Source organism: Faecalibacterium sp. 7, assembly GCF_049562865.1.
Taxonomy (GTDB): Bacteria; Bacillota; Clostridia; order Oscillospirales; family Ruminococcaceae; genus Faecalibacterium; species Faecalibacterium wellingii.
Map to the genome: position 1 here is coordinate 824,275 of NZ_CP186911.1, position 19,260 is coordinate 843,534.

General features: G+C 56.3%; 14 protein-coding genes and 1 tRNA gene. 1 reads left to right on the forward strand and 14 read right to left on the reverse strand.

Annotation, left to right across the window (positions count from 1 at the left end):
• Positions 1-5: 5 nt before the first annotated feature.
• The 9 genes from ACKXF7_RS04190 to ACKXF7_RS04230 all read right to left on the reverse strand — a co-directional run bounded on the left by ACKXF7_RS04190 (position 6) and on the right by ACKXF7_RS04230 (position 10,109).
• Positions 6-1,361 carry a sulfatase-like hydrolase/transferase gene (locus tag ACKXF7_RS04190; RefSeq protein WP_097776425.1) on the reverse strand — a complete coding sequence of 452 codons (1,356 nt, stop codon included), beginning with the start codon at positions 1,359-1,361 and terminating at the stop codon, positions 6-8.
• A 15-nt stretch (positions 1,362-1,376) separates the two neighbouring features.
• The gene (locus ACKXF7_RS04195) at positions 1,377-2,885 is read right to left on the reverse strand and encodes a tripartite tricarboxylate transporter permease (protein ID WP_015536705.1); all 1,509 of its coding nucleotides are present in this window, start codon (positions 2,883-2,885) and stop codon (positions 1,377-1,379) included.
• An 11-nt stretch (positions 2,886-2,896) separates the two neighbouring features.
• Positions 2,897-3,412 carry a tripartite tricarboxylate transporter TctB family protein gene (locus tag ACKXF7_RS04200; protein ID WP_113991662.1) on the reverse strand — a complete coding sequence of 172 codons (516 nt, stop codon included), beginning with the start codon at positions 3,410-3,412 and terminating at the stop codon, positions 2,897-2,899.
• A gap of 93 nt (positions 3,413-3,505) precedes the next feature.
• A complete protein-coding gene (locus tag ACKXF7_RS04205) occupies positions 3,506-4,471 on the reverse strand; it encodes a tripartite tricarboxylate transporter substrate-binding protein (RefSeq protein ID WP_412621009.1) in 966 nt (321 codons plus the stop codon).
• A gap of 1,105 nt (positions 4,472-5,576) precedes the next feature.
• Positions 5,577-5,867 (reverse strand): MATE family efflux transporter, encoded by a 291-nt coding sequence (locus ACKXF7_RS04210; protein WP_242702941.1) that lies wholly within the window; start codon positions 5,865-5,867, stop codon positions 5,577-5,579.
• A 164-nt stretch (positions 5,868-6,031) separates the two neighbouring features.
• A complete protein-coding gene (locus ACKXF7_RS04215; protein ID WP_112121592.1) occupies positions 6,032-7,462 on the reverse strand; it encodes a 6-phospho-beta-glucosidase in 1,431 nt (476 codons plus the stop codon).
• A 26-nt stretch (positions 7,463-7,488) separates the two neighbouring features.
• The gene (locus tag ACKXF7_RS04220) at positions 7,489-8,877 is read right to left on the reverse strand and encodes a PTS transporter subunit EIIC (RefSeq protein WP_112121591.1); all 1,389 of its coding nucleotides are present in this window, start codon (positions 8,875-8,877) and stop codon (positions 7,489-7,491) included.
• Positions 8,878-9,054: 177 nt separating this feature from the next.
• Complete coding sequence (locus ACKXF7_RS04225) at positions 9,055-9,795, reverse strand: MurR/RpiR family transcriptional regulator (protein WP_112121590.1); 741 nt, start codon at positions 9,793-9,795, stop codon at positions 9,055-9,057.
• Between the two features lie 237 nt (positions 9,796-10,032).
• Positions 10,033-10,109 (reverse strand) — tRNA-Arg (locus ACKXF7_RS04230).
• Between the two features lie 468 nt (positions 10,110-10,577).
• On the opposite strand from ACKXF7_RS04230, the gene tig reads away from it, so the two are divergent.
• The gene (gene tig, locus ACKXF7_RS04235; protein ID WP_423742230.1) at positions 10,578-11,951 is read left to right on the forward strand and encodes a trigger factor; all 1,374 of its coding nucleotides are present in this window, start codon (positions 10,578-10,580) and stop codon (positions 11,949-11,951) included.
• 243 nt (positions 11,952-12,194) lie between these two features.
• Here the strand turns inward: tig and ACKXF7_RS04240 are convergent, their stop codons facing one another.
• The 5 genes from ACKXF7_RS04240 to ACKXF7_RS04260 all read right to left on the reverse strand — a co-directional run bounded on the left by ACKXF7_RS04240 (position 12,195) and on the right by ACKXF7_RS04260 (position 19,009).
• Complete coding sequence (locus ACKXF7_RS04240; protein ID WP_249237675.1) at positions 12,195-12,971, reverse strand: sulfite exporter TauE/SafE family protein; 777 nt, start codon at positions 12,969-12,971, stop codon at positions 12,195-12,197.
• A gap of 1 nt (position 12,972) precedes the next feature.
• Positions 12,973-13,407, reverse strand: a complete 435-nt coding sequence (locus ACKXF7_RS04245) for a MarR family winged helix-turn-helix transcriptional regulator (protein ID WP_423742231.1) — start codon at positions 13,405-13,407, stop codon at positions 12,973-12,975.
• 517 nt (positions 13,408-13,924) lie between these two features.
• The gene (feoB, locus tag ACKXF7_RS04250; RefSeq protein ID WP_423742232.1) at positions 13,925-16,270 is read right to left on the reverse strand and encodes a ferrous iron transport protein B; all 2,346 of its coding nucleotides are present in this window, start codon (positions 16,268-16,270) and stop codon (positions 13,925-13,927) included.
• A gap of 278 nt (positions 16,271-16,548) precedes the next feature.
• Complete coding sequence (gene galE, locus ACKXF7_RS04255; RefSeq protein WP_339394472.1) at positions 16,549-17,574, reverse strand: UDP-glucose 4-epimerase GalE; 1,026 nt, start codon at positions 17,572-17,574, stop codon at positions 16,549-16,551.
• Between the two features lie 361 nt (positions 17,575-17,935).
• Positions 17,936-19,009, reverse strand: coding sequence for an aldose epimerase family protein (locus tag ACKXF7_RS04260; RefSeq protein WP_339394471.1), 1,074 nt, complete (start codon positions 19,007-19,009; stop codon positions 17,936-17,938).
• Positions 19,010-19,260: the final 251 nt, after the last annotated feature.

Below are 19,260 nucleotides of genomic sequence, written 5' to 3' on the forward strand. Positions count from 1 at the left end.
CCTTTTCAGTCGGTGATGGTGGGGCGGGTGCCTTCTGCGTGCTGTATCCAGTTCAGCAAGCGCTCACGAAGCTCCGCTTTGACGTCGGCGTATGCAGGATCTGCGACAACATTGTTCAGCTGCCACGGGTCTTTCTGCATATCATAGAGGAAGTCGTCCGCATACACATCAGATGCCGCAGCCTCGCCGCCATTGACACCGGGGGCATAGACAGAGTACATATAATCTGCCGTGCGGATGCAGCGGCCGCAGCGGCTCTCCGAGATTTGGGCGTAGACCTCATTTGCTCTATTATGATTTTTCTTTTCCACAACGTCAAGCAGATTTTCGCCGATCATCTTGTCGCCGACATCCACGCCTGCCAAAGCCAACAGAGTCTTGGGGATGCTCTCGGTGCTGACCAGCTCGGTGACTTCCTTGCCGCCCTTGAACGGGCCGCCGCAGATGACCAGCGGCACATGCAGGCAGCCGTCGTGGCACGAGCGCTTATAGTCATCGTATCCGTTCAGATGGGCGTCGCGGTTGCGGGTCTTGAAATGAGAGCCATGGTCGGAAGCGTAAAGGATAACAGTATTCTCATACAGACCCTTTTCTTTCAGTTTTTCCACCAGCTTGCCGAGGTTCTCGTCGAGGCTTGCGCACTGTCCCAGATAATCCGGATACTCTTCTGCTGCATTGCCGCCCAGAGCCTTCAAGTCTTCGGGGAGGACAAAATCCGCAAATCGCTGCTTCGAGCCGTTGGGGCCTTCGTAGTGGTTGTGGTCATTCTGATGGTGCGGCTCAATTTGGGATACGGTCATGAAGAAGGGCTTTTCGCCGGTGTACTGGTCGAGGTAGTCCAGCGCGAACTGGTTGATGCAGTCAGCACGGTAGCCCTTAAAATCGATGCGGTTGTTGTTCTCGTCGAACACATAGCCGTCGTAGCCGTGGGAGGTAAATTCCAGCACATCGGCTGCACGCCAGTAGCCGGTGTAGCCGCCGCGCAACTCCAACGGAACGGCTGTAATGGTATGGTCAATGGTCGGCTTCTTTTCCAGCTCGCCATCCGAGGCCAGATGCCACTTGCCGACATAGGCAGTTTCGTAGCCGGCATCTTTTTCCATATACTCGCCCAGAGTCTTGATATTCGAGGGCAGCATCAGGTTATTGCGGAAACAGCCTGTCTCAGTGGGGTATTTTCCGGTCTGGAATAGGGCGCGGCAAGGGCCGCACACCGGCTGGGGAGAGAAAGCATTGTCAAATTTTACGCCCTCCTCTGCCAGCTTGTCCAGATTGGGTGTGACGTTGAGCGGCTGGCCGAAGCAGCCGCAGGTATCCCAGCGCTGCTGGTCACTGAAGTAGAAAATAATGTTATATGCCACGGTCTTTACCTCCTTTTACTGTTCCACTTTCGCGTTCTTCGTTTCCTTCATCTTGCCGCGCAGGATGCCGATGATAACCACCACGATTAGCGCGATAAAAATCCAGCAATACACACTGCTGAAGAAGATTTTGGGACTTCCATCCGAGATGAGCAGGGCGCGGCGGAAGTTCGTCTCGGTCATATTGCCCAGCACCATGCCCAGCAGCACAGGGACAGCGGGCAGCTCCAGCTTGCGCATGAACCACGCCATCACGCCGAACACCAGCGCAACGCTCAAATCAAAATAGCTGCTGTTCACCGAGTAAGCACCGGCGAAACAGAAAATCACGATGATGGGAGTCAAGATCTGCTGAGGGATGGAGACGACCTTTGCAAACAGGCTAGTCAGGTATTTGCCCTGCAGGAACATGAAGATGTTCACGAGGATAAGGCCCAGCATGATGGCATACATGATAGCGCCGTCGGTGGTGAACAGCGAGAGACCAGGGTTCAGGCCATTTATCATCAGGGCCGACAACATGATGGCCACGCAGCCGTCGCCGGGGATGCCCAGCGTCAGCAAGGGAATCAGGGTCGCGCCACAGACGGCATTGTTGGCAGACTCAGCAGCCGCAACGCCCTCCACAGAACCGTGGCCGAATTCCTCGGGATGCTTGGACAGGTTCTTCGCAGTGTTGTAGGAGAACCACGAGGCCTCCGACGCACCCGTGCCAGGTACGATACCAACACAGGAACCGATGATAGAACCCATCAGCACTGGTCGGAACATCCGCTTGTATTCATCTTTTGTGATTTTGCCGTCATCATTGCCGATTTTTCCGGCGTGAAGGTTCAACTCATTCCGCTTCAGCTCTGCCTTGCCAATGATTTCCACCAGTGCGAACAAACCGATGAGGGTAACGGCAAGGTCAAGACCCAGATACAGACGGGGAATACCAAATGTAAAGCGGTCATAGCTGGTCATGGGGTCTGCGCCCACACAGGAAATAAGCAAACCAAGGCAGGCGGCGATGATGCCCTTGACAAGGCTCTTACCAGAAACGCCTGCAATAATCGTCATGCCGAACAGGCAGACCATAAAGTACTCCGCCGTGCCGAGCTGTGCCGAAATTTTTGCGACCTGAGGGCCGAGGAAGAGCAGCACCAGCGCAGAGAAGATACCGCCAAAGGTAGATGCATAAAGTGCAATTTTCAACGCCGCCTTAGTGCGGCCCATTTTGGACAGCGGATAGCCGTCCAGCATAGTAGCCGCCGCGTGGGGCGTACCCGGCGTGTTGATAAGGATAGCCGATACCGATCCACCATAGCCACCTGCGCAGTAAATGCCCAACAGGAACATCATGCCGGGAATCGCACGCATGGTATAAGTGACAGGCAGGAATAGGATGATGCAGAGGATAACACTTAATCCCGGGATGGCCGCGAACACGCAGCCAATAAAGACGCCGAGGTTTATCCAGATGATATTTTCGAGGGTGAAAAGCAGCCCGGAGGCCGGGCCGATAAAGTCAAACAAACCCATATTCTGCCTCCTCAGAAACTAACATTCAGCACAAAGTGGAACACGACCCAGATCAGCACAGCCATTGAAACTGTGATGGCATAGTAAAGGGGTTTCTTGCAGCGGAAAAAGACCAGAAATGCCAGTGCGCAGAATACAGCGCCCACAACAAACAGATCCGTGACCTCTGCCAGCAGATAAGTGACCACCAGAATGAGGACGATGACGAGTGCTTTTGTTTCCACCAAAAGATTCAGCGTTTTAGTTTTGGTCGGGCGGTGCATCACCATGTTGTATGCCTCGCGGCCCACCAGAAGGGCGCTCATGGCCAGCATGAGCCAAATCAGCATCGTCGGGAAAGCGCGGCCATTCACAACGTCTTTTTCCGAGATCTGCACCTGCTGCGGCATGATGAGCAGCAGCACGATGCCAATGACCAGAAACAGAATGCCGCAAATCAGGTCTACCGGGTACTCGATGTTCTTCTGTTCGAGCTTTGCGCCCCATTCATCCAGTTTTGCTTCGGCACGTTCTATCAGATTTTTCACTTGTTTCAACTCCTTTTGGAAACATAAAAGCAGGGAGAAGGGGATGTCCCCGTTCCCCCTGCTTCAGCTTTTTGTCGCTATGAGGGCTTTTTATCAGCCTGCCACGATGTCCTTATACTGCTCGACGATGCTCTTGACGTTCTCAATGTGAGCCTTCACATCGTCCTCGGTCATGGTATCGACTTCCAGCAGCATGGTGTCGTTCAGCCACTCGACCATCTCATCATCGGCGAGGATCTTATCATACAGCTCTTTCAGCTCGGCAACCTTTGCGGCGTCAGTACCTTTGCGAGCCATGACGAAGCAGCGGTTGCGGAAGTAGGGGTAGCCCTTGGAGCCAACGCCCTCAACGCCTGCGAAGGGGCCGTTTTCGATAGCCTTGTCATCGAATGCGCAAACCACATCAACGCCGCTCTGCTGGTAGGTCTCAAGAATCTGAGACTGGTGAGAGACCGCGAAGTTCGTTTCACCCTTAGCTACAGCCTGTGCAGCCTCCGCAGCGGACTGGTACGGAGTCAGTTTCAGCTGGTCGCCGGCACCCATAGAGCCGAACAGAGCCGCTGCCAGGAAAGCCTCGGAGCCGGTAGCGCCGTTAACGGCCACGGATACGGGGTTGCCTGCCTTGACATAGGCCTCCAGATCGTCCAGATTCTTGAGGTTCAGTGAAGAATCAGCGGACAGGACGAAGACGGAGGAGTACAAGTTCTCCACGAACTCAAAATCGTCGTAGCTGAACTGCAGCTTGGCCGGATCCAGAGTCTCGGTAATGGCGAACAGACCCTCACCGGCGAAGACCAGTTCCTTATCATTTGCCTTAGTACTGGACACCCAAGTGTTGACAGTAGCAGCATCGCCCTTGACGGCTTCAGCAACCAGTGTGATTTTATTATCAGAATAATCAGGGGACTTGGCAGCAGCCTTTTGGCTGACCATCGCTGCTACACCAGACGGTGCCCACGGGCAGGTAACTTTCCAGCTCTCCTGTTTGCTTCCGCAGCCGGTAAGCATCGACAAAGCAAGGACACCGGCGGTGACCAACGCCGCAATACGCTTTTTCATCATTTTACTCTCCTTTTTTGTTTTGCCTTTTCGTGTGGTAGCAAGCACTTCACCGTGCTTTTGTTACCAACAAGATAACATTTCAAGCAATTTCAAGTCAACAAATTTTTTTATTTTATAAAAAAAGTTGTCTGGTAAAAGAGCTAAATGACCACATCTGTATTTTGCTGTAGAAAACTTATTGTGCACATTGCACATCCGCTTGAATCATCTTTGTGCAGCTTAAATTCTTTCATGATGTAAAGTGTATCATATTCATAATAGAAGTCTTACTATTGTCTCCATTCATAAATAATTTCTTCGGAATCATCTTGACGTACCCTACGAACCATGATATTCTCTATCACAAATCCCACTGAACTTGTAGATTGATTGCAAATCTTCTGCAAAAGTGGTTGGTTATCACCGTGAGCCCCACCACTTCAGTGAGGAAAAATCCACGAAAGAAGCTACCGCCCCGCAACACACCCGATTCATTTTGCCGCCGATTCACCCGACAAAATCATCGCTGCGCTGCGTGGGCGGTATTTTTCTTTTACGGGAGCTGCACATTGAAAATTTCATGAGCCGACCGGACGTGATACCGACTTTTTGTCAACGCCGCTGCAAAACAGGGGTAGGAACTTCGTTCGGAGCAAACGGCGATCAACATACACGAGCAGCGGAACCCTCTACTTATTTTTGCGTCTTAACCATTCGGAAACAATTACCCAGAAATGGTTTTGAGCGCAGCGGTAGAGGGCAAGAACCGTCCCGTGGCCACAAATTTTCAATTCTTGAAAATTTTTTGTCCATCCGGGACTTCACTTCTGCAATGCGTCCGCATTTCCGAAGTGATCTTGTTGGGGCGTGCCTGCCCCAAACCCTGCTTAGAACGGACGAGGAGGAATTGTGTCAATTTGACGCAATTCCTCCAACTTATAGAGAGAAACAGAGTGTTCCCGACGGGGAACGCCCTATTGTACATATCGCTATTGTCTGTGGTCTTTGGCAGGGTGCGTCCTATTCAGGGACGCACCCTGTTTTTATTTTGAGCCTTCACCGACTTTTTGAGATTCCGCCCTCTGCTTCCCGAATCAGAATCGTCAGCCGCTTCTGAACGCTATCATCTGCTGTGACGGTCAGATGAATTTTGCCCGCTGCTTCTCCTGCACGGACCACCGCCATGCAGCAGCCGCAGCATGGCAGGGGAGCCCAGCAGGCCGATGAGCAACAGCACCACACCGGCAACGGCGCTGATAATGGCCGCCGAGTGGACGGTCTTTTCCACGTCCTTGGGGTGGCGCGCACCGTAAAAACGCGCCACCAGCAGGTTGGAAAGTGCCAGCGGCAGACTGACCAGAAAGATCTGCTTGGCCAGAGGGCCTTCCGTCAGCGTATTCGTTTGAGAACTCATACTCTTTTTCCCTTTATCCTATATATCCCTAAACCGTGCCCGCGCACACCGGGGCACAGCCTCTTTTATAAGGCACTACGCTACTTTTGCAAGATGGAAACGGCAAAATGGCGCAAAAAAAACACGGCACCCGGCGGGGCGTCGTGTTTTTTGCGGAAAATATCTCAGCCCAGGTCCTCACCGTTGGTGGCAATGACCTGCTTGTACCAGTCAAAACTCTTTTTCTTATAGCGGTTCCCGGTGCCGGAGCCGTCGTCGTTGCGGTCCACGTAGATAAAGCCGTACCGCTTGCGTAGTTCGCCGGTGGTAAAGGACACCACGTCGATGCAGCCCCACGGGGTGTAGCCCAGCAGGTCCACGCCGTCCAACTCCACGGCCTTTTTCATCTCCTCGATGTGGGCGCGCAGGTAGTCGATGCGGTAGCTGTCGTCACAGGTGTGGTCGGGCTGGAGTTTGTCGATGGCGCCGAAGCCGTTCTCCACGATAAACAGCGGCTTCTCGTACCGCTCGTACAGGGTGGCCAGTGCGTAGCGCAGGCCCACCGGGTCGATCTGCCAGCCCCAGTCGCTGGCCTTGACGTAGGGGTTCGGCACGGTGTGGGCATTGCCGCCGCTGATGCCGTCGCTCTCCACGGCCACGTCCGAACGCACCGCGTTGCTCATGTAGTAGCTGAAGCCCAGATAGTCCACAGCACCCTCGGCCAGAATGGCCTCGTCGCCCGGCTCCATCACCGGGGCAGTGCCCTCGCGCTCCCATTCCTTCTTAGCGTAGGCGGGGTAGTGACCGCGGCAGTGCACATCCGCAAAGTAGTAGCGCTCGTGCATGGATTCCAGCGCCAGCATCACGTCGTCCGGGTTGCAGGAGTAGGGATAGTACGGCACAAAGGAGCACATGCAACCGATCTGGAAGTCCGGGTTGATGGCATGGCCCTTTTTGACCACGAGGGCCGAGGCCACCAGTTCGTGGTGTACCACCTGATACAGGGCCTTCTTCTTGTTCTCGAACTGGGAGAACCGCACGCCGGAGTTGGTCCAGCCAAAGATGTCGTTGGTGGTGTTGCTCTGGTTGTTGATCTCGTTGAAGGTCATCCAGTACCTGACCTTGTGTTTGTAGCGCTCCATCACAGTGACGGCGTAGTGCACGAAGAAGTCGATGCACTTGCGGTTGTACCAGCCGCCGTACTCCTTGGCAAGGGCGTAGGGCATCTCAAAATGGCTCAGGGTGATCACCGGCTGGATGCCGTACTTGAGCAGTTCGTCAAACAGATCGTCGTAGAACTGCAGACCGGCCTCGTTGGGCTGCTGCTCGTCCCCGCGGGGGAAGATGCGGCTCCACGAGATGGAGGTGCGGAAACACTTGAAGCCCAGTTCGGCAAACAGCTTCACATCTTCCTTGTAGGTGTGGTAGAAGTCGATGCCCTCGTGGTTGGGGTAAAATTCGCCGGGCACAATGCCATCGGTGATGCGGCGGGCCACACCGTTGGCACCGCCGGTCATCACGTCGCTGACGGACGGGCCGCGGCCATCGGCGTTCCAGCCGCCTTCCAGCTGATGGGCAGCAACGGCACCGCCCCACAAAAAGTTTTCAGGAAGCATATTCTTTCTCCTTGGTCAAATGTATATCAGTTTTTCTGGGATTCTTTTTCGTCGCAGCCCACCACCTGCACCAGAACAATGGTGATGATAATGGTGGCCAGCACGCCGATCATCATGCCGGTAAAGGAAGAGGGATTGGCGTCGCTCATGGCGTTGACGGTGGTCAACAGGCCGGGCAGACCAGCGTATACATAGTACTTGGTGTTGAAGAAGCTGATGATCAGCGCACCGATGGCACCGCCGATGCAGCCGCAGACGAAGGGCTTCTTCAGGCGTAGGGTCACGCCGTAGATGGCGGGCTCGGTGATGCCGAAGATGCCGGTCAGGCCAGCGGACAGGGAAACGTTCTTGATGTCGGCCTTTTTGGTCTTGAGGAACACGCCGAAGCAGGCAGCAGCCTGTGCGATGACGGCGCAGGTCTGGAATGCCTGAAAGGAATCGCAGCCGTAGTTGGCAAAGTTGGCAAGGCACATGGGAGTGACGCCCCAGTGCACGCCGAAGATGACGAACACCTGCCAGATGCCGCCCACCAGAATGGCGGCCAGTGCGGGAACGTTGTTGGCAAGGAAGTTGTAGGCAGCAGCAATGGCGTTTGCCAGCACATTGGACACCGGGCCGATGACCAGAATAGTCAGGGGAACCATAACAATGGTGCAGATAAAGGGCACAGCCAGCGCCTTGATGATGTCGGGCAGATGCTCGTCCAGCCAGTGCTCCAGCCAGCTGAGCACCAGCACCAGGAACAGCGGCGGCAGCACGGTGGAGGTGTAGGTGGTCTGGCTCATGGGGAAGGCCAGGAACTTGATGACCTCACCGTCTGCGATGCGGGCAGCGATGGAAGCCCAGTCCGGGTTGACCAGCGCCATGCAGCACCACATGGCAATGAAGGTGTTACACTTGAAGTGCTTGGAAGCAGTGACGGCGATCATGACCGGCAGGAAGGTGAAGGGCGTCCAGCTGATGAAGCTGAGCACGGAATACGTACCGGTGGCCGCAAAAGCGGGGAAGAAGTGGGTAATGATGATCAGTGCGCCTTGCACCAGACCGGCTGCGGCCAGAATGTACACAAAGGGTGCGAACACGGCGGACATGGTGGCGATGATGCGGCTGCCGAGGCCCTGCTTGACTTCCGGCGCGGCAGCGGTGCTGTTGTCCAGATCCAGCAGCTGGGCCAGTGCTTCGTACACGTCCTTGGCATGGGTGCCGATGACCACCTGATACTGGCCGCCGCTTTCCATCACCTTGATGACGGCGGGCATCTCGGAGATCTGTTTGGTCACTTCGTCCGAGGGTGTTTCCCTCAGCACCAGACGCAGGCGGGTGGCACAGTGGGTCGCGCTGAGGATATTGTCCTTGCCGACGGCGGCACAGATGTCGGCGGCAAGCTTTGTGTAATCGCGGATTTTGTTTGCCATGATGTTCTCTCCTTTTCATCAGATCACGGGTTTGCCTTGTGTCCTCATTATACAGAGGAAAAACCGCATTGTCAGCTGATTTGATGCGCCAAAAAACAAAAATGTGCAGAAAAAACAGCTTGTTTTTTCTGCACATGGATACAAACATCTGTACAAATTGACGGAGCGTTTCTGCGGTCACTCCAGCAGGCGGTTGTACACCCGGCGGGCCAGTGCTTCCAGCAGGTAAAGTGCAGGCATCTGACTGGTCAGGTCGTAGCTTTCGGTGGTCACGCGGTGCACGGAACTGTAGTACGGCAGGGTGATGTCGGAAAGCTTTGCCGCAGAACTCTGGTCGGAACAGGTAATGGCGATCAGTCCGGCGTTTTTCTCCTTCAGCTGCCGGGCCAGATGCAGCACCTGCTTCGTTTCGCCGGATACCGAAAGAATGACGGCTGCGATGGTGGTGTTGGGCGTGACGGTGATGGGATAGAACGGGTCGGTCACGCCCAGCGCGAATTTGCCCAGATTGGACAGATACCGTGCACCATACTCGGCTATGCTGCCGGAATTGCCGATGCCCACCAGAAACACCCGCTCTGCCCGTGCGATCATACCGGCGGCTTCGTCCAGCGCTGCATCGTATTCCGGCGTGCCGACTTTCCACAGAAAGTTCTGCAACTCGCCCAGCGTGTCCGGCAGACGGGATCCCTGCGCGGAACCGGCCTGCTCCTTCAGCTTCCATTTGAATTGCGCATAACCGTCACAGCCCACCTTTTTGCAGAAGTGCAGCACTGTGGTGGTGGAAACGTGCGCTTCCGCTGCCAACTCCCGGATGCGCATGAAGGGCACCGTGTTCGGATGCTCGATGATGTACTGGTAGACCAGCAGTTCCAACTCGTTCAGATTTTTGATCTGCTGCGGGGTGAATAGTTCCATGAAAAGGCTCCCTCCTTGTCCCGATATCTGTCCTTATTATAGCAAAAGGAAGAACGGAAAAACAGGGCGAACATTTCCGTTTGCATTTTTAGCGCGGCTGTGCTATACCGTTTTATACTGACAGCATCAGTATGTGCGATCGTAGCTCAGCTGGATAGAGCCTTCATTCTGCTTTCCGAAGAAAACAAAAAATCCGAACCCTTCTCCTATCGAGAAAAGGTTCGGATTTTCATTGTTTGGTGCGATGGAAGGGACTCGAACCCCCGGCCTACTGATTCGTAGTCAGTCACTCTATCCAGCTGAGCTACCAACGCATACGTTCCGTCCGGAACAAGATGTATTTTATCACTCGGCCATGGTTTTGTCAACACCTTTTTGCAATTATTTTTATTCTTTTTGACCGTACTCGTTTTTCACGCGTGTGCACGGCATTTTTCACAGGCTTCCTTTTGCGTCCATCGCCGCGCTTTCTGCCTGCCGCCTGCACAGCTGGGCTCCGTTCCGATATTTTTGTTCTGTTCCTCTTATGTGGGCATCCTGCGGCAGACGCTTTGCGCCCGCAGGGTCTGCGCACTTTTTCCGGCAAAAAGCCGTTCAAAGCGCAAAACCAGCATTTTTTATGATTTTTCTTGTATCGCTTTTGTCATTCTTGTGTTATAATAACCTTACTATATGTTTTAATCTGTGTCCGTGCAGGGGTACAGGAACTTTGCGGCGGGCGTCGATCAGGCGCCGGGCCGCCGGGTTTTCTCTGCAGCGAGACACCACGGAGGGTAGATCCTATGAAACTGGTAAGCGTGGAAACTCCTGAAAAGAGTGTCTGCAAAATGACCTTCAGCGCCAGCCCGGAAGAGCTGGAAGCTGCATCCAATGCCGTTTATGAGCGCACCCGCGCCTCTTATACGATCCGGGGCTTCAAAAAGGGCGAAGCTGACCGTGCACAGATCGAGGCTGATCGCGGCGAACACACCTTCTGGTACGACGCCATCAACGATCTGATGGACAAGGACGTGCCCGCACTGTACGATGCTGCGATGGCAGAGCACGGCTTTGTGGCTGTTGCCGATCCCGTATACGATCTGGTAAGCGTGAAAAAAGACGAGGGCTTTGTGGCCACTGCCACGGTTGCTCTGCAGCCTGAGCTGAATCTGACCAAGACCAACGGTTTTGTGTCCGAGTGCGTTACCCCTGAGGTGTCCGACAAGGAGATCGACAATGTGCTGGAGCGTCACCGCGCGGCTGCCGCAGAGCTGGTGCCTCACAAGGGCCCTGCCGTGAAGGGCAACATCGTACATATCGATTACGAGGGCCTGCTGGAGGGCAAGCCCTTCCAGGGCGGCACCGCACAGAATCAGGCCGTTCAGCTGGGCAGCGGCCGCATGATCCCCGGCTTTGAGGAGGGCATTCTGGGCCACAAGGCAGGCGAAGAGTTTGAGATCTTTGTCACCTTCCCCAACCGCTACCACGCAAAGGATCTGGCCGGCAAGCCGGTGGTGTTCAAGGTCAAGCTGATCGACGTCTGCGTGCGCCAGATCCCGGCCCTGAACAGCGATTTTGCCAAGAAGGTGGCCAATCTGGACACCATGGACCAGCTGCGTGCGCAGATCGGCCAGCAGCTGCACGACGGCAAGCATGCCGCCGCGCTGAACCGCGCCAAGGATCAGAGTCCTGACCCAGCTGGCCGATGCTTCCGAGGGCGAACTGCCCAGCGTGCTGGTGGAGACCACTTACCAGCAGCAGATGGAGCAGATCCAGCAGCAGCTGCAGATGCAGCGCCTGAGTCTGGACCGCTACCTGAGCCAGATCCACGAGACCCGCGAGAGCTTTACCGCCAAGGTCCGTTCTTCTGCCGAAAAGACCTCCCGCGTGCACATGGCTCTGCTGCAGATCGCACAGCAGGAGAACCTGCTGCCCACCGAGGAAGAGATCGAAAAGACTCTGGCCGAACGTGCAGAGCGCTCCAAAAAGACGCTGGACGAGGTCAAGGCCAACTCCAACATCCCTGCCATGCGCCGCAACGAGGGCATCCGCAAGGCTGCCGACTGGGTGATCGAGCACTCCACCATCGAGGACAAGGCAGAGAACCAGTAAGCGCTGACGATCTGGAATGCGCGCCGCTTCGCTCTGCGCATATTCAGTGGAAAAATCATTTATAATAGAGCAATGCCGGGCGGTCTGCGGACCGTCCGGCATTGTGTTTTCACGGGAAAGGTCGTGGAGGAAAACAGCATTTGCTGGTCAGGACGAACTCCTTCCGTCAAACCCTGCGGGTTTGCCACCTCCCTCAATGAGGGAGGCTCTGGCGAAACCAAAAGTTTTGCACTTGAGTCGGAAGCTTTTCCGACGCGAAAGGCTCCCTCTTTGAGGGGACTGTCGCCGTAGGCGACTGGAGGAGTTTTTCAGGTCAGCAGGTTGAAGCCCATGATGACCACGCCCAGCACCACCAGCACGACACCGGTGGCGCGGTTCAGGGTCTTGGGTTCAGCCTTATTGGCAAACACCGCTGCAATGCGTGCCCACAGCAGAGTGAACACCACGCACAGGATCCACACCAGCCAGTCGGGCGTGCCGCCGATCATGAAGTGGGAGACCGCACCGGTCAGGGCCGTAAAGGTCATGATGAACACGCTGGTGCCCACGGCGGTCTTCAGCTCGTAGCCCAGCACGCTGGTGAGGATGAGCAGCATCATCATGCCGCCGCCCGCGCCGATAAAGCCGCAGATGAAGCCGATGAGCATTCCGCACACCACCGACTGGACCGCACGCTTTTTTGCGCTGACGCCCTGCATGGCTTCCTTGGTGGTCATTACCGGGCGCACAATAAACTTGACGCCCAGCAGGAAGGTCATGAACACCGAGAAGCCGCCCATGGTGGCAGAGGGCACTCTGCTGGCCACCCAGCTGCCCACCACCGTGAACACCAGCACGCTGGCCATCATGATCAGGCCGTTTTTGAGATCCAGATTCTTGTTTTTGTGGTAGGTATAGGCCGAAACGGCGCTGGCCAGCACATCCGACGACAGGGCAATGCCCACCGCCATATAGGGGTCCATGTGCAGGAAGGTAATGAGCATGGGGCTGATGACCGCCGCCGCGCTCATACCGGCAAAGCCGGTGCCAAGGCCGGCTCCCATGCCGGCAAAAAAGGTGACAAGCACCGTAAACAACACGCTCATTTTATCCGTTCTCCTTCAGGATCTCGTCCAGATTTTTCCCGATCAGCTCCATGGTCCGAAAAAAGACCTCCTGATCGGCCGGCTCCACATGGTCCAGCAGGCGCTTGAAAAAAGCGTTCTGCACGGCACGGCCCCGGCGGATGATCGGGTCTGCCTTGCCGGTGCAGAGCAGCTTTGTTTTGCGGCGGTCGCTGGCCACGGCATAGCGTTCCAGATAGCCCTCCTGCACCAGCTTGTCCACATTCATGGAGACGAGGTTCGCTTTGATATGCCGCACCTCCACGATGTCCCGGGCCGTTTTATAGTCCGGGTTGTTGGCGAGGAACAGCAGGATATCCAGCGCCGTCTGCGACAGGCCAAGCTCCTGACACAGCGGTTTGCAGACAGCATTGTACGCCTGCGCGGTCTTGATGGAAAATTCGATATTCGGGTTCACAGCAGGTCTATCCTTTCATCTTTGAATGATTCATTTTTGAAGTATTATAGTGCAGAAGAGGGGAGATGTCAAGGGGAAAGACGCTCCGCTGGGGGTACTCTCGGGCAAACGCCCTGCGCCCTCATCCGGCGCCACGCGCCACCTGCTCCCCTCTTTGTCACCTGTGGTGACATTTCTCCCCGGCCGGGGCGAATCTGTCCCGGAGCGGGGGAAGTCTTTCCTCTCAGGGGGAGCTTTTGGGTATCTGGCGGTAAGTAGAGCAAAACCTCCCCCCCCTTCGGGGGAGGTGGCATCGCGCAGCGATGACGGAGAGGGTTCAGCCAGCTGAAAATCAGCAGCACTTTTCCCCCGCGCCGCGCGGCTGTTTCCGCAGGAAACCAGCGCGGCAGATGCTGTTTTCCTCCACGACCCCACCCGTGAAAACGCAATGCCGGGCGGTCCGCAGACCGCCCGGCATTGCTCTATTATAAGTAATTTTTCCGCTGAATATGCGCAGAGCGCATTCCAATCGTTTTTCTCAGAACAGCGCCACAGCCGCCAGACGCACCAGCAAAGCGCACAGCCATGCCACGGCGCACTGGTTCACCACCATGATGACCGCCCACTTGTTGCCCAGCTCCCGCTTGACCGAGGCCACCGCCGCGATGCAGGGGGTGTACAGCAGGCAGAACACCAGCAGGGGAGCCGCCTGCGCCGGGGTGAGGGCCGCCGACAGCACCGCTTCGGAGCCAAAGAGGATGAGCAGCGAGGACACCACGCTCTCCTTTGCCATAAAGCCGGTGATGAGGGCGGTGGAGATGCGCCAGTCCGCAAAGCCCAAAGGTCCGAACAGCGGGGCGATGTCGCCCGCAATGCGGGCAAGGATGCTGGCCTGCGGGTCGGCGGTCAGCCGCAGCTGCAGGTCAAAGTTCTGCAAAAACCAGATGACGATGGTGGCCGCAAAGATCACCGTGAAGGCCTTCTGCAAGAAGTCCCGGGCCTTTTCCCACAGCAGCTGTGCCACGTTTTTCAGGCCGGGCAGGCGGTAGTTGGGCAGTTCCATGACAAAGGGCACGGCCTCACCCTTGAACACGGTGCTCTTGAGCAGCAGTGCCGCCAACACGCCCACCGCGATGCCGGTAAAGTACAGCAGCACCATCACAAGGCCCGCATACTGCGGGAAGAACGCCGCTGCAAACAGGCTGTAGATGGGCAGCTTTGCCGAGCAGCTCATGAACGGGGTGAGCAGGATGGTCATTTTGCGGTCCCGCTCCGAGGGCAGGGTGCGGCTTGCCATGACGCCGGGCACCGTGCAGCCAAAGCCGATGAGCATGGGCACGATGCTGCGGCCCGAAAGGCCGATGCGGCGCAGCAGCTTATCCATCACAAAGGCCACGCGGGCCATGTAACCGGTATCCTCCAGCATGGAGAGGAAGAAGAACAGCACCACGATGATGGGCAGAAAGCTCAGCACGCTGCCCACGCCGGTAAAGACGCCGTCGATGAGCAGGGAGTGCACCGCCGCATTGACGTTCCAGTTGGTAAGCGCCGTGTCCACGATGCCGGTCAACGCGTCGATGCCCGTTTCCATCAGGTTCTGGAAGAACAGGCCGATGACGTTGAAGGTGAGGAAGAACACCAGACCCATGATGGCGATAAAGGCCGGGATGGCGGTGTACTTGCCGGTGAGGAATTTGTCGATGCGGTTAGAGCGCAGCTGCTCTTTGCTTTCGTGGGGCTTGACCACCGTCTTGGCCACCAGCTCCTGAATAAAGGAGAACCGCATATCCGCAATGGCGGCGGCGCGGTCCAGCCCGCGCTCCTGCTCCATCTGCACGATGATATGCTCGATCATCTCTTTTTCGTTCTGATCCAGCTTCAGGGCTTCCTCGATGCGCTGGTCGCCCTCCACCAGCTTGGTGGCGGCAAACCGCACCGGAATGCCCGCCGCCTTAGCGTGGTCCTCGATCAGGTGGATGATGCCGTGGATGCAGCGGTGCACCGCGCCGCCGTGGTCGTCCTCACTGCAGAAATCCATGCGGCCGGGCCGCTCCTGATACTTTGCCACATGAAGGGCGTGGTCTACCAGCTCATCCACGCCCTCATTCTTGGCGGCAGAGATGGGGATGACCGGGATGCCCAGCATGGCCTCCATCTTGTTGATGCGCACCGTGCCGCCGTTGCCGCGCACCTCGTCCATCATGTTCAGCGCCAGCACCATGGGAGTGTCCAGCTCCATGAGCTGCATCGTCAGGTAGAGGTTGCGCTCGATGTTGGTGGCATCCACGATGTTGATGATGCCGGTGGGCTTTTCACCGATGATGAACTGCCGGGTGACGATCTCCTCGCTGGAATAGGGGGACATGGAGTAGATGCCCGGCAGGTCGGTGACTTCGGTCTCCGGGTGGCCCTTGATGGCACCGCTCTTGCGGTCCACCGTCACGCCCGGGAAGTTGCCCACATGCTGGTTGGAGCCGGTGAGCTGGTTGAACAGGGTGGTCTTGCCGCAGTTCTGGTTGCCCGCCAGCGCAAAGGTGAGGGTCCTGCCCTCGGGCAGGGGATTCTCCCCCTTTTTGATGTGGTATTTGCCGCCCTCGCCAAGGCCGGGGTGATCCACCATTTTGTCATCTGCCGGAGCCGCCGATATTGCCGGGGCCTTTTCGGTGGGGGTGATGCCGATCTGCGCGGCATCGTCCAGCCGGAGGGTCAGCTCGTAGCCATGGATGCGCAGCTCCATGGGGTCGCCCATAGGAGCCAGCTTGACCAGCGTGACCTCCGCCCCCGGGATCAGGCCCATATCCAGAAAATGCTGGCGCAGTGCGCCGCTGCCGCCGACGGTATCCACAACAGCGCTTTTTCCGATCTGCAATTCTTTTAATGTCATAAGATCGACCTTCTCATTTTATCCACTGTCAAAGCGTGTTAGTTTGCGTTAACAATAGTAATATAGGCTAACTTTGCGCGGTTGTCAATAGATAAAATGGGGAAGGTTTAACTCCCCCAGTCTGCTGCGCAGACAGCCCCCTCTGGGATGGGGCCTTTGGCATAACGGTACAGTTTCCGGCTAAAGCGCAAAGTTTGCGGTTTTGGCTGAGGGAGTTCACACAAAAAAGCCGTGCACCCTCTTTTTCAGAGAATGCACGGCTTTGGAGGTTTATGCGTTTACTTCACGGTGTGGTAGCCATCGGGGTTGTTCTTCTGCCAGTTCCAGCTGTCAGCGCACATCTCCTCAATGCCGTACTGAGCCACCCAGCCCAGCTCACGCTTGGCCTTGGAGGGGTCCGCATAGCACTCGGCAATGTCGCCGGGACGGCGCGGGTCGATCACATAGGGGATCTCCTTGCCGCAGGCCTTGGAGAAGGCATGGATCACGTCCAGCACGCTGTAGCCCTTGCCGGTGCCCAGATTGCAGATGAACAGGCCGCAGTTCGTTTCCAGCTTCCGGATGGCGCAGACATGGCCGCGGGCCAGATCCACCACATGGATGTAATCGCGCACGCCGGTGCCGTCCGGGGTGGGATAATCGTTGCCAAAGACATGCACCTTTTCCAGCTTGCCCACAGCCACCTTGGCGATGTAGGGCATCAGGTTGTTGGGGATGCCGTTGGGGTCCTCGCCGATGAGGCCGGACTTATGGGCGCCAATGGGGTTGAAGTAGCGCAGCAGGGCCACGTTCAGGCTGGGGTCAGCCTTGCAGACGTCGGTCAGGATGCGCTCGGTGAAGGCCTTGGTGGTGCCGTAGGGGTTGGTGGTGGCACCCACGGGGAAGTCCTCGGTGATGGGCACACTGGCGGGGTCGCCGTAAACGGTGGCGGAGGAGCTGAACACGAAGTTGTGGCAGTTGTGCTTCCGCATCACGTCCAGAATGACCAGGGTGCAGTTGAGATTGTTATAGTAGTATTCGATGGGCTTGGACACGCTCTCGCCCACAGCCTTGTAGGCAGCAAACTGGATGACTGCGGTGATGTCCGGGCATTCAGAGAAGATCTTCTCCACGTCCTCGTGCCGGGTCATATCTGCGTTGTAAAAGCGGAAGTCCTTGCCGGTGATCTGCTTGACGCGGTCCAGCACCACCGGGGAAGCGTTGTAGTAGTTATCTGCCACGACCACGTCGTAGCCGGCGTTCAGAAGCTCGATGCAGGTGTGGCTGCCGATATAACCGGCACCGCCGGAAACCAAAATTGCCATAGTCCAGTACCTCTCTCACTCATTCACATTACAGTTGACGCCGGGGTTTCCGGCTCTGCCTAAAGAATACCTCTTTTGCGGTGCAGAATCAAGGGATGTGTTTTCTATTTGGATGCATTTTTGTTGCTTATTTGTTTTAGAGTTTTTGATTCAAAAGCGTTTTTTGGCATTCTGTCATGGATAAAAGGCACGGTTTGTGCAAAACATAGAAATGGGGATGGAAAACCCTCTCAGTCACGGCTTACGCCGTGCCATCGGGAGCAGACTGAGAGGGTTGTCGCCGTAGGCGACTGGGAGAGTTCTCCTCCTGCCACGCAAAAAACGCCTGCCGGAGCAGACGTTTTTGTGTGGTGCATCATTTTTAAAGTTTCCCGCACTGCTTGCCGGTGAAGAACCGCAGGGTGGTGGTGGCACGGAACACCTTGCCCGCCCGCAGCACAGTGGTGGGGAACTCCGGGTGCGAAGGGCTGCAGGGATAGTGCTGGGTCTCCAATGCAAAGCCGCCGTACTTCTGCATGGGCACGCCGCCCTTGCCGGGGGTAGGACATTCCTGCAGGAAGTTGCCGGTGTATAGCTGGATGCCCGGCTGGGTGGTGTACAGCTTCATGCTGATGCCGGTCTTTTCGCTGGTGGCCCATGCACAGATGCTCTGGCTGGAACCCCGGGCGCGGTCGATGACAAAGCAGTGGTCGTAACCTCCGCCCACCATAGTGGTCTGGGCAAAGCCGGTGTCGATGTCCCGGCCGATGAGCTTACCCTCGGTAAAGTCCATGGGCGTATCCGCCACCGGCAGGATGGCACCGGTGGGGCAGGTCTGGTTGTTGCCCTCCAGATAGTTGGAGGCATAGATGCGCAGCTTCTGGCCCAGAACATCCCCCTCACCGTTCAGGTTGAAGTAGCTGTGGTTGGTCAGGTTCACGATGGTGTCCGCATCGGAGGACACCCGGTAATCCATGCGGAAGGTATTGTCCTCCGTAAGGGTGTAGCGCACCGCCAGCTTCAGGTTTCCCGGGAAACCGTCCTCACCGTCCGGGCTCTCGGCCTCCATCAGCAGGGTGTCGCCAAAGGCCTTCACCCGGTACAGCTTACGGGAGAAGCAGCCGTGCAGGTGGTTGGGGCCGTTGTTTGCTTCCAGCTGGTAAGTCTTGCCGCCCACGCTGAACACCGCGTTCTCGATGCGGTTGGCATAGCGGCCTACGAATGCACCGCAGCAGGTGCTGCCGGAGGACGTGAAGTCATCCTCATAATCTGCCATGGTGTCATGGCCCAGAACGACATCCACAGGGCCGTTTTTGGCCGGAACGATGATGTTTTTAATGATGCATCCGTAATCCAGGACGCTCACGGTCAAGCCGCCGGGGTTGGAAAGGATGTACTCTGTAACATTTGCGCCCTGTCTGGTCACACCGAAGGGCTTAGAGCGGATCTGTGCCATTGGGCATTCGCCTCCTCAGATTTTACTTGGAGATACAGTCAGACAGACTTCCACTGTATTCTAGCTTATTTATGATTATATCACAGTTTTACATCTTTGTGGGGAACGAATTTTAGAATTTGAATCCAATTTTTCAGGCTATTTTTTGTTGAAATTATTCAGTTGGCGGGGCATGCAGCCAGAAAGATGTGCTTCTCTCGCAGAGCGTTTTCGCGTGGATTGAGTGTTACGCCTTTTGCAAAAAACATTGC

What these genes read in the sequence shown, in the direction of transcription:
- ACKXF7_RS04205 (WP_412621009.1), bottom strand. Translation starts at nt 4,471, where the DNA reads ATGAAAAAGCGTATTGCGGCGTTGGTCACCGCCGGTGTCCTTGCTTTG.
- ACKXF7_RS04225 (WP_112121590.1), bottom strand. Translation starts at nt 9,795, where the DNA reads ATGGAACTATTCACCCCGCAGCAGATCAAAAATCTGAACGAGTTGGAA.
- ACKXF7_RS04210 (WP_242702941.1), bottom strand. Translation starts at nt 5,867, where the DNA reads ATGAGTTCTCAAACGAATACGCTGACGGAAGGCCCTCTGGCCAAGCAG.
- feoB (WP_423742232.1), bottom strand. Translation starts at nt 16,270, where the DNA reads ATGACATTAAAAGAATTGCAGATCGGAAAAAGCGCTGTTGTGGATACC.
- ACKXF7_RS04195 (WP_015536705.1), bottom strand. Translation starts at nt 2,885, where the DNA reads ATGGGTTTGTTTGACTTTATCGGCCCGGCCTCCGGGCTGCTTTTCACC.
- ACKXF7_RS04220 (WP_112121591.1), bottom strand. Translation starts at nt 8,877, where the DNA reads ATGGCAAACAAAATCCGCGATTACACAAAGCTTGCCGCCGACATCTGT.
- ACKXF7_RS04240 (WP_249237675.1), bottom strand. Translation starts at nt 12,971, where the DNA reads ATGAGCGTGTTGTTTACGGTGCTTGTCACCTTTTTTGCCGGCATGGGA.
- galE (WP_339394472.1), bottom strand. Translation starts at nt 17,574, where the DNA reads ATGGCAATTTTGGTTTCCGGCGGTGCCGGTTATATCGGCAGCCACACC.
- ACKXF7_RS04215 (WP_112121592.1), bottom strand. Translation starts at nt 7,462, where the DNA reads ATGCTTCCTGAAAACTTTTTGTGGGGCGGTGCCGTTGCTGCCCATCAG.
- tig (WP_423742230.1), top strand. Translation starts at nt 10,578, where the DNA reads ATGAAACTGGTAAGCGTGGAAACTCCTGAAAAGAGTGTCTGCAAAATG.
- ACKXF7_RS04260 (WP_339394471.1), bottom strand. Translation starts at nt 19,009, where the DNA reads ATGGCACAGATCCGCTCTAAGCCCTTCGGTGTGACCAGACAGGGCGCA.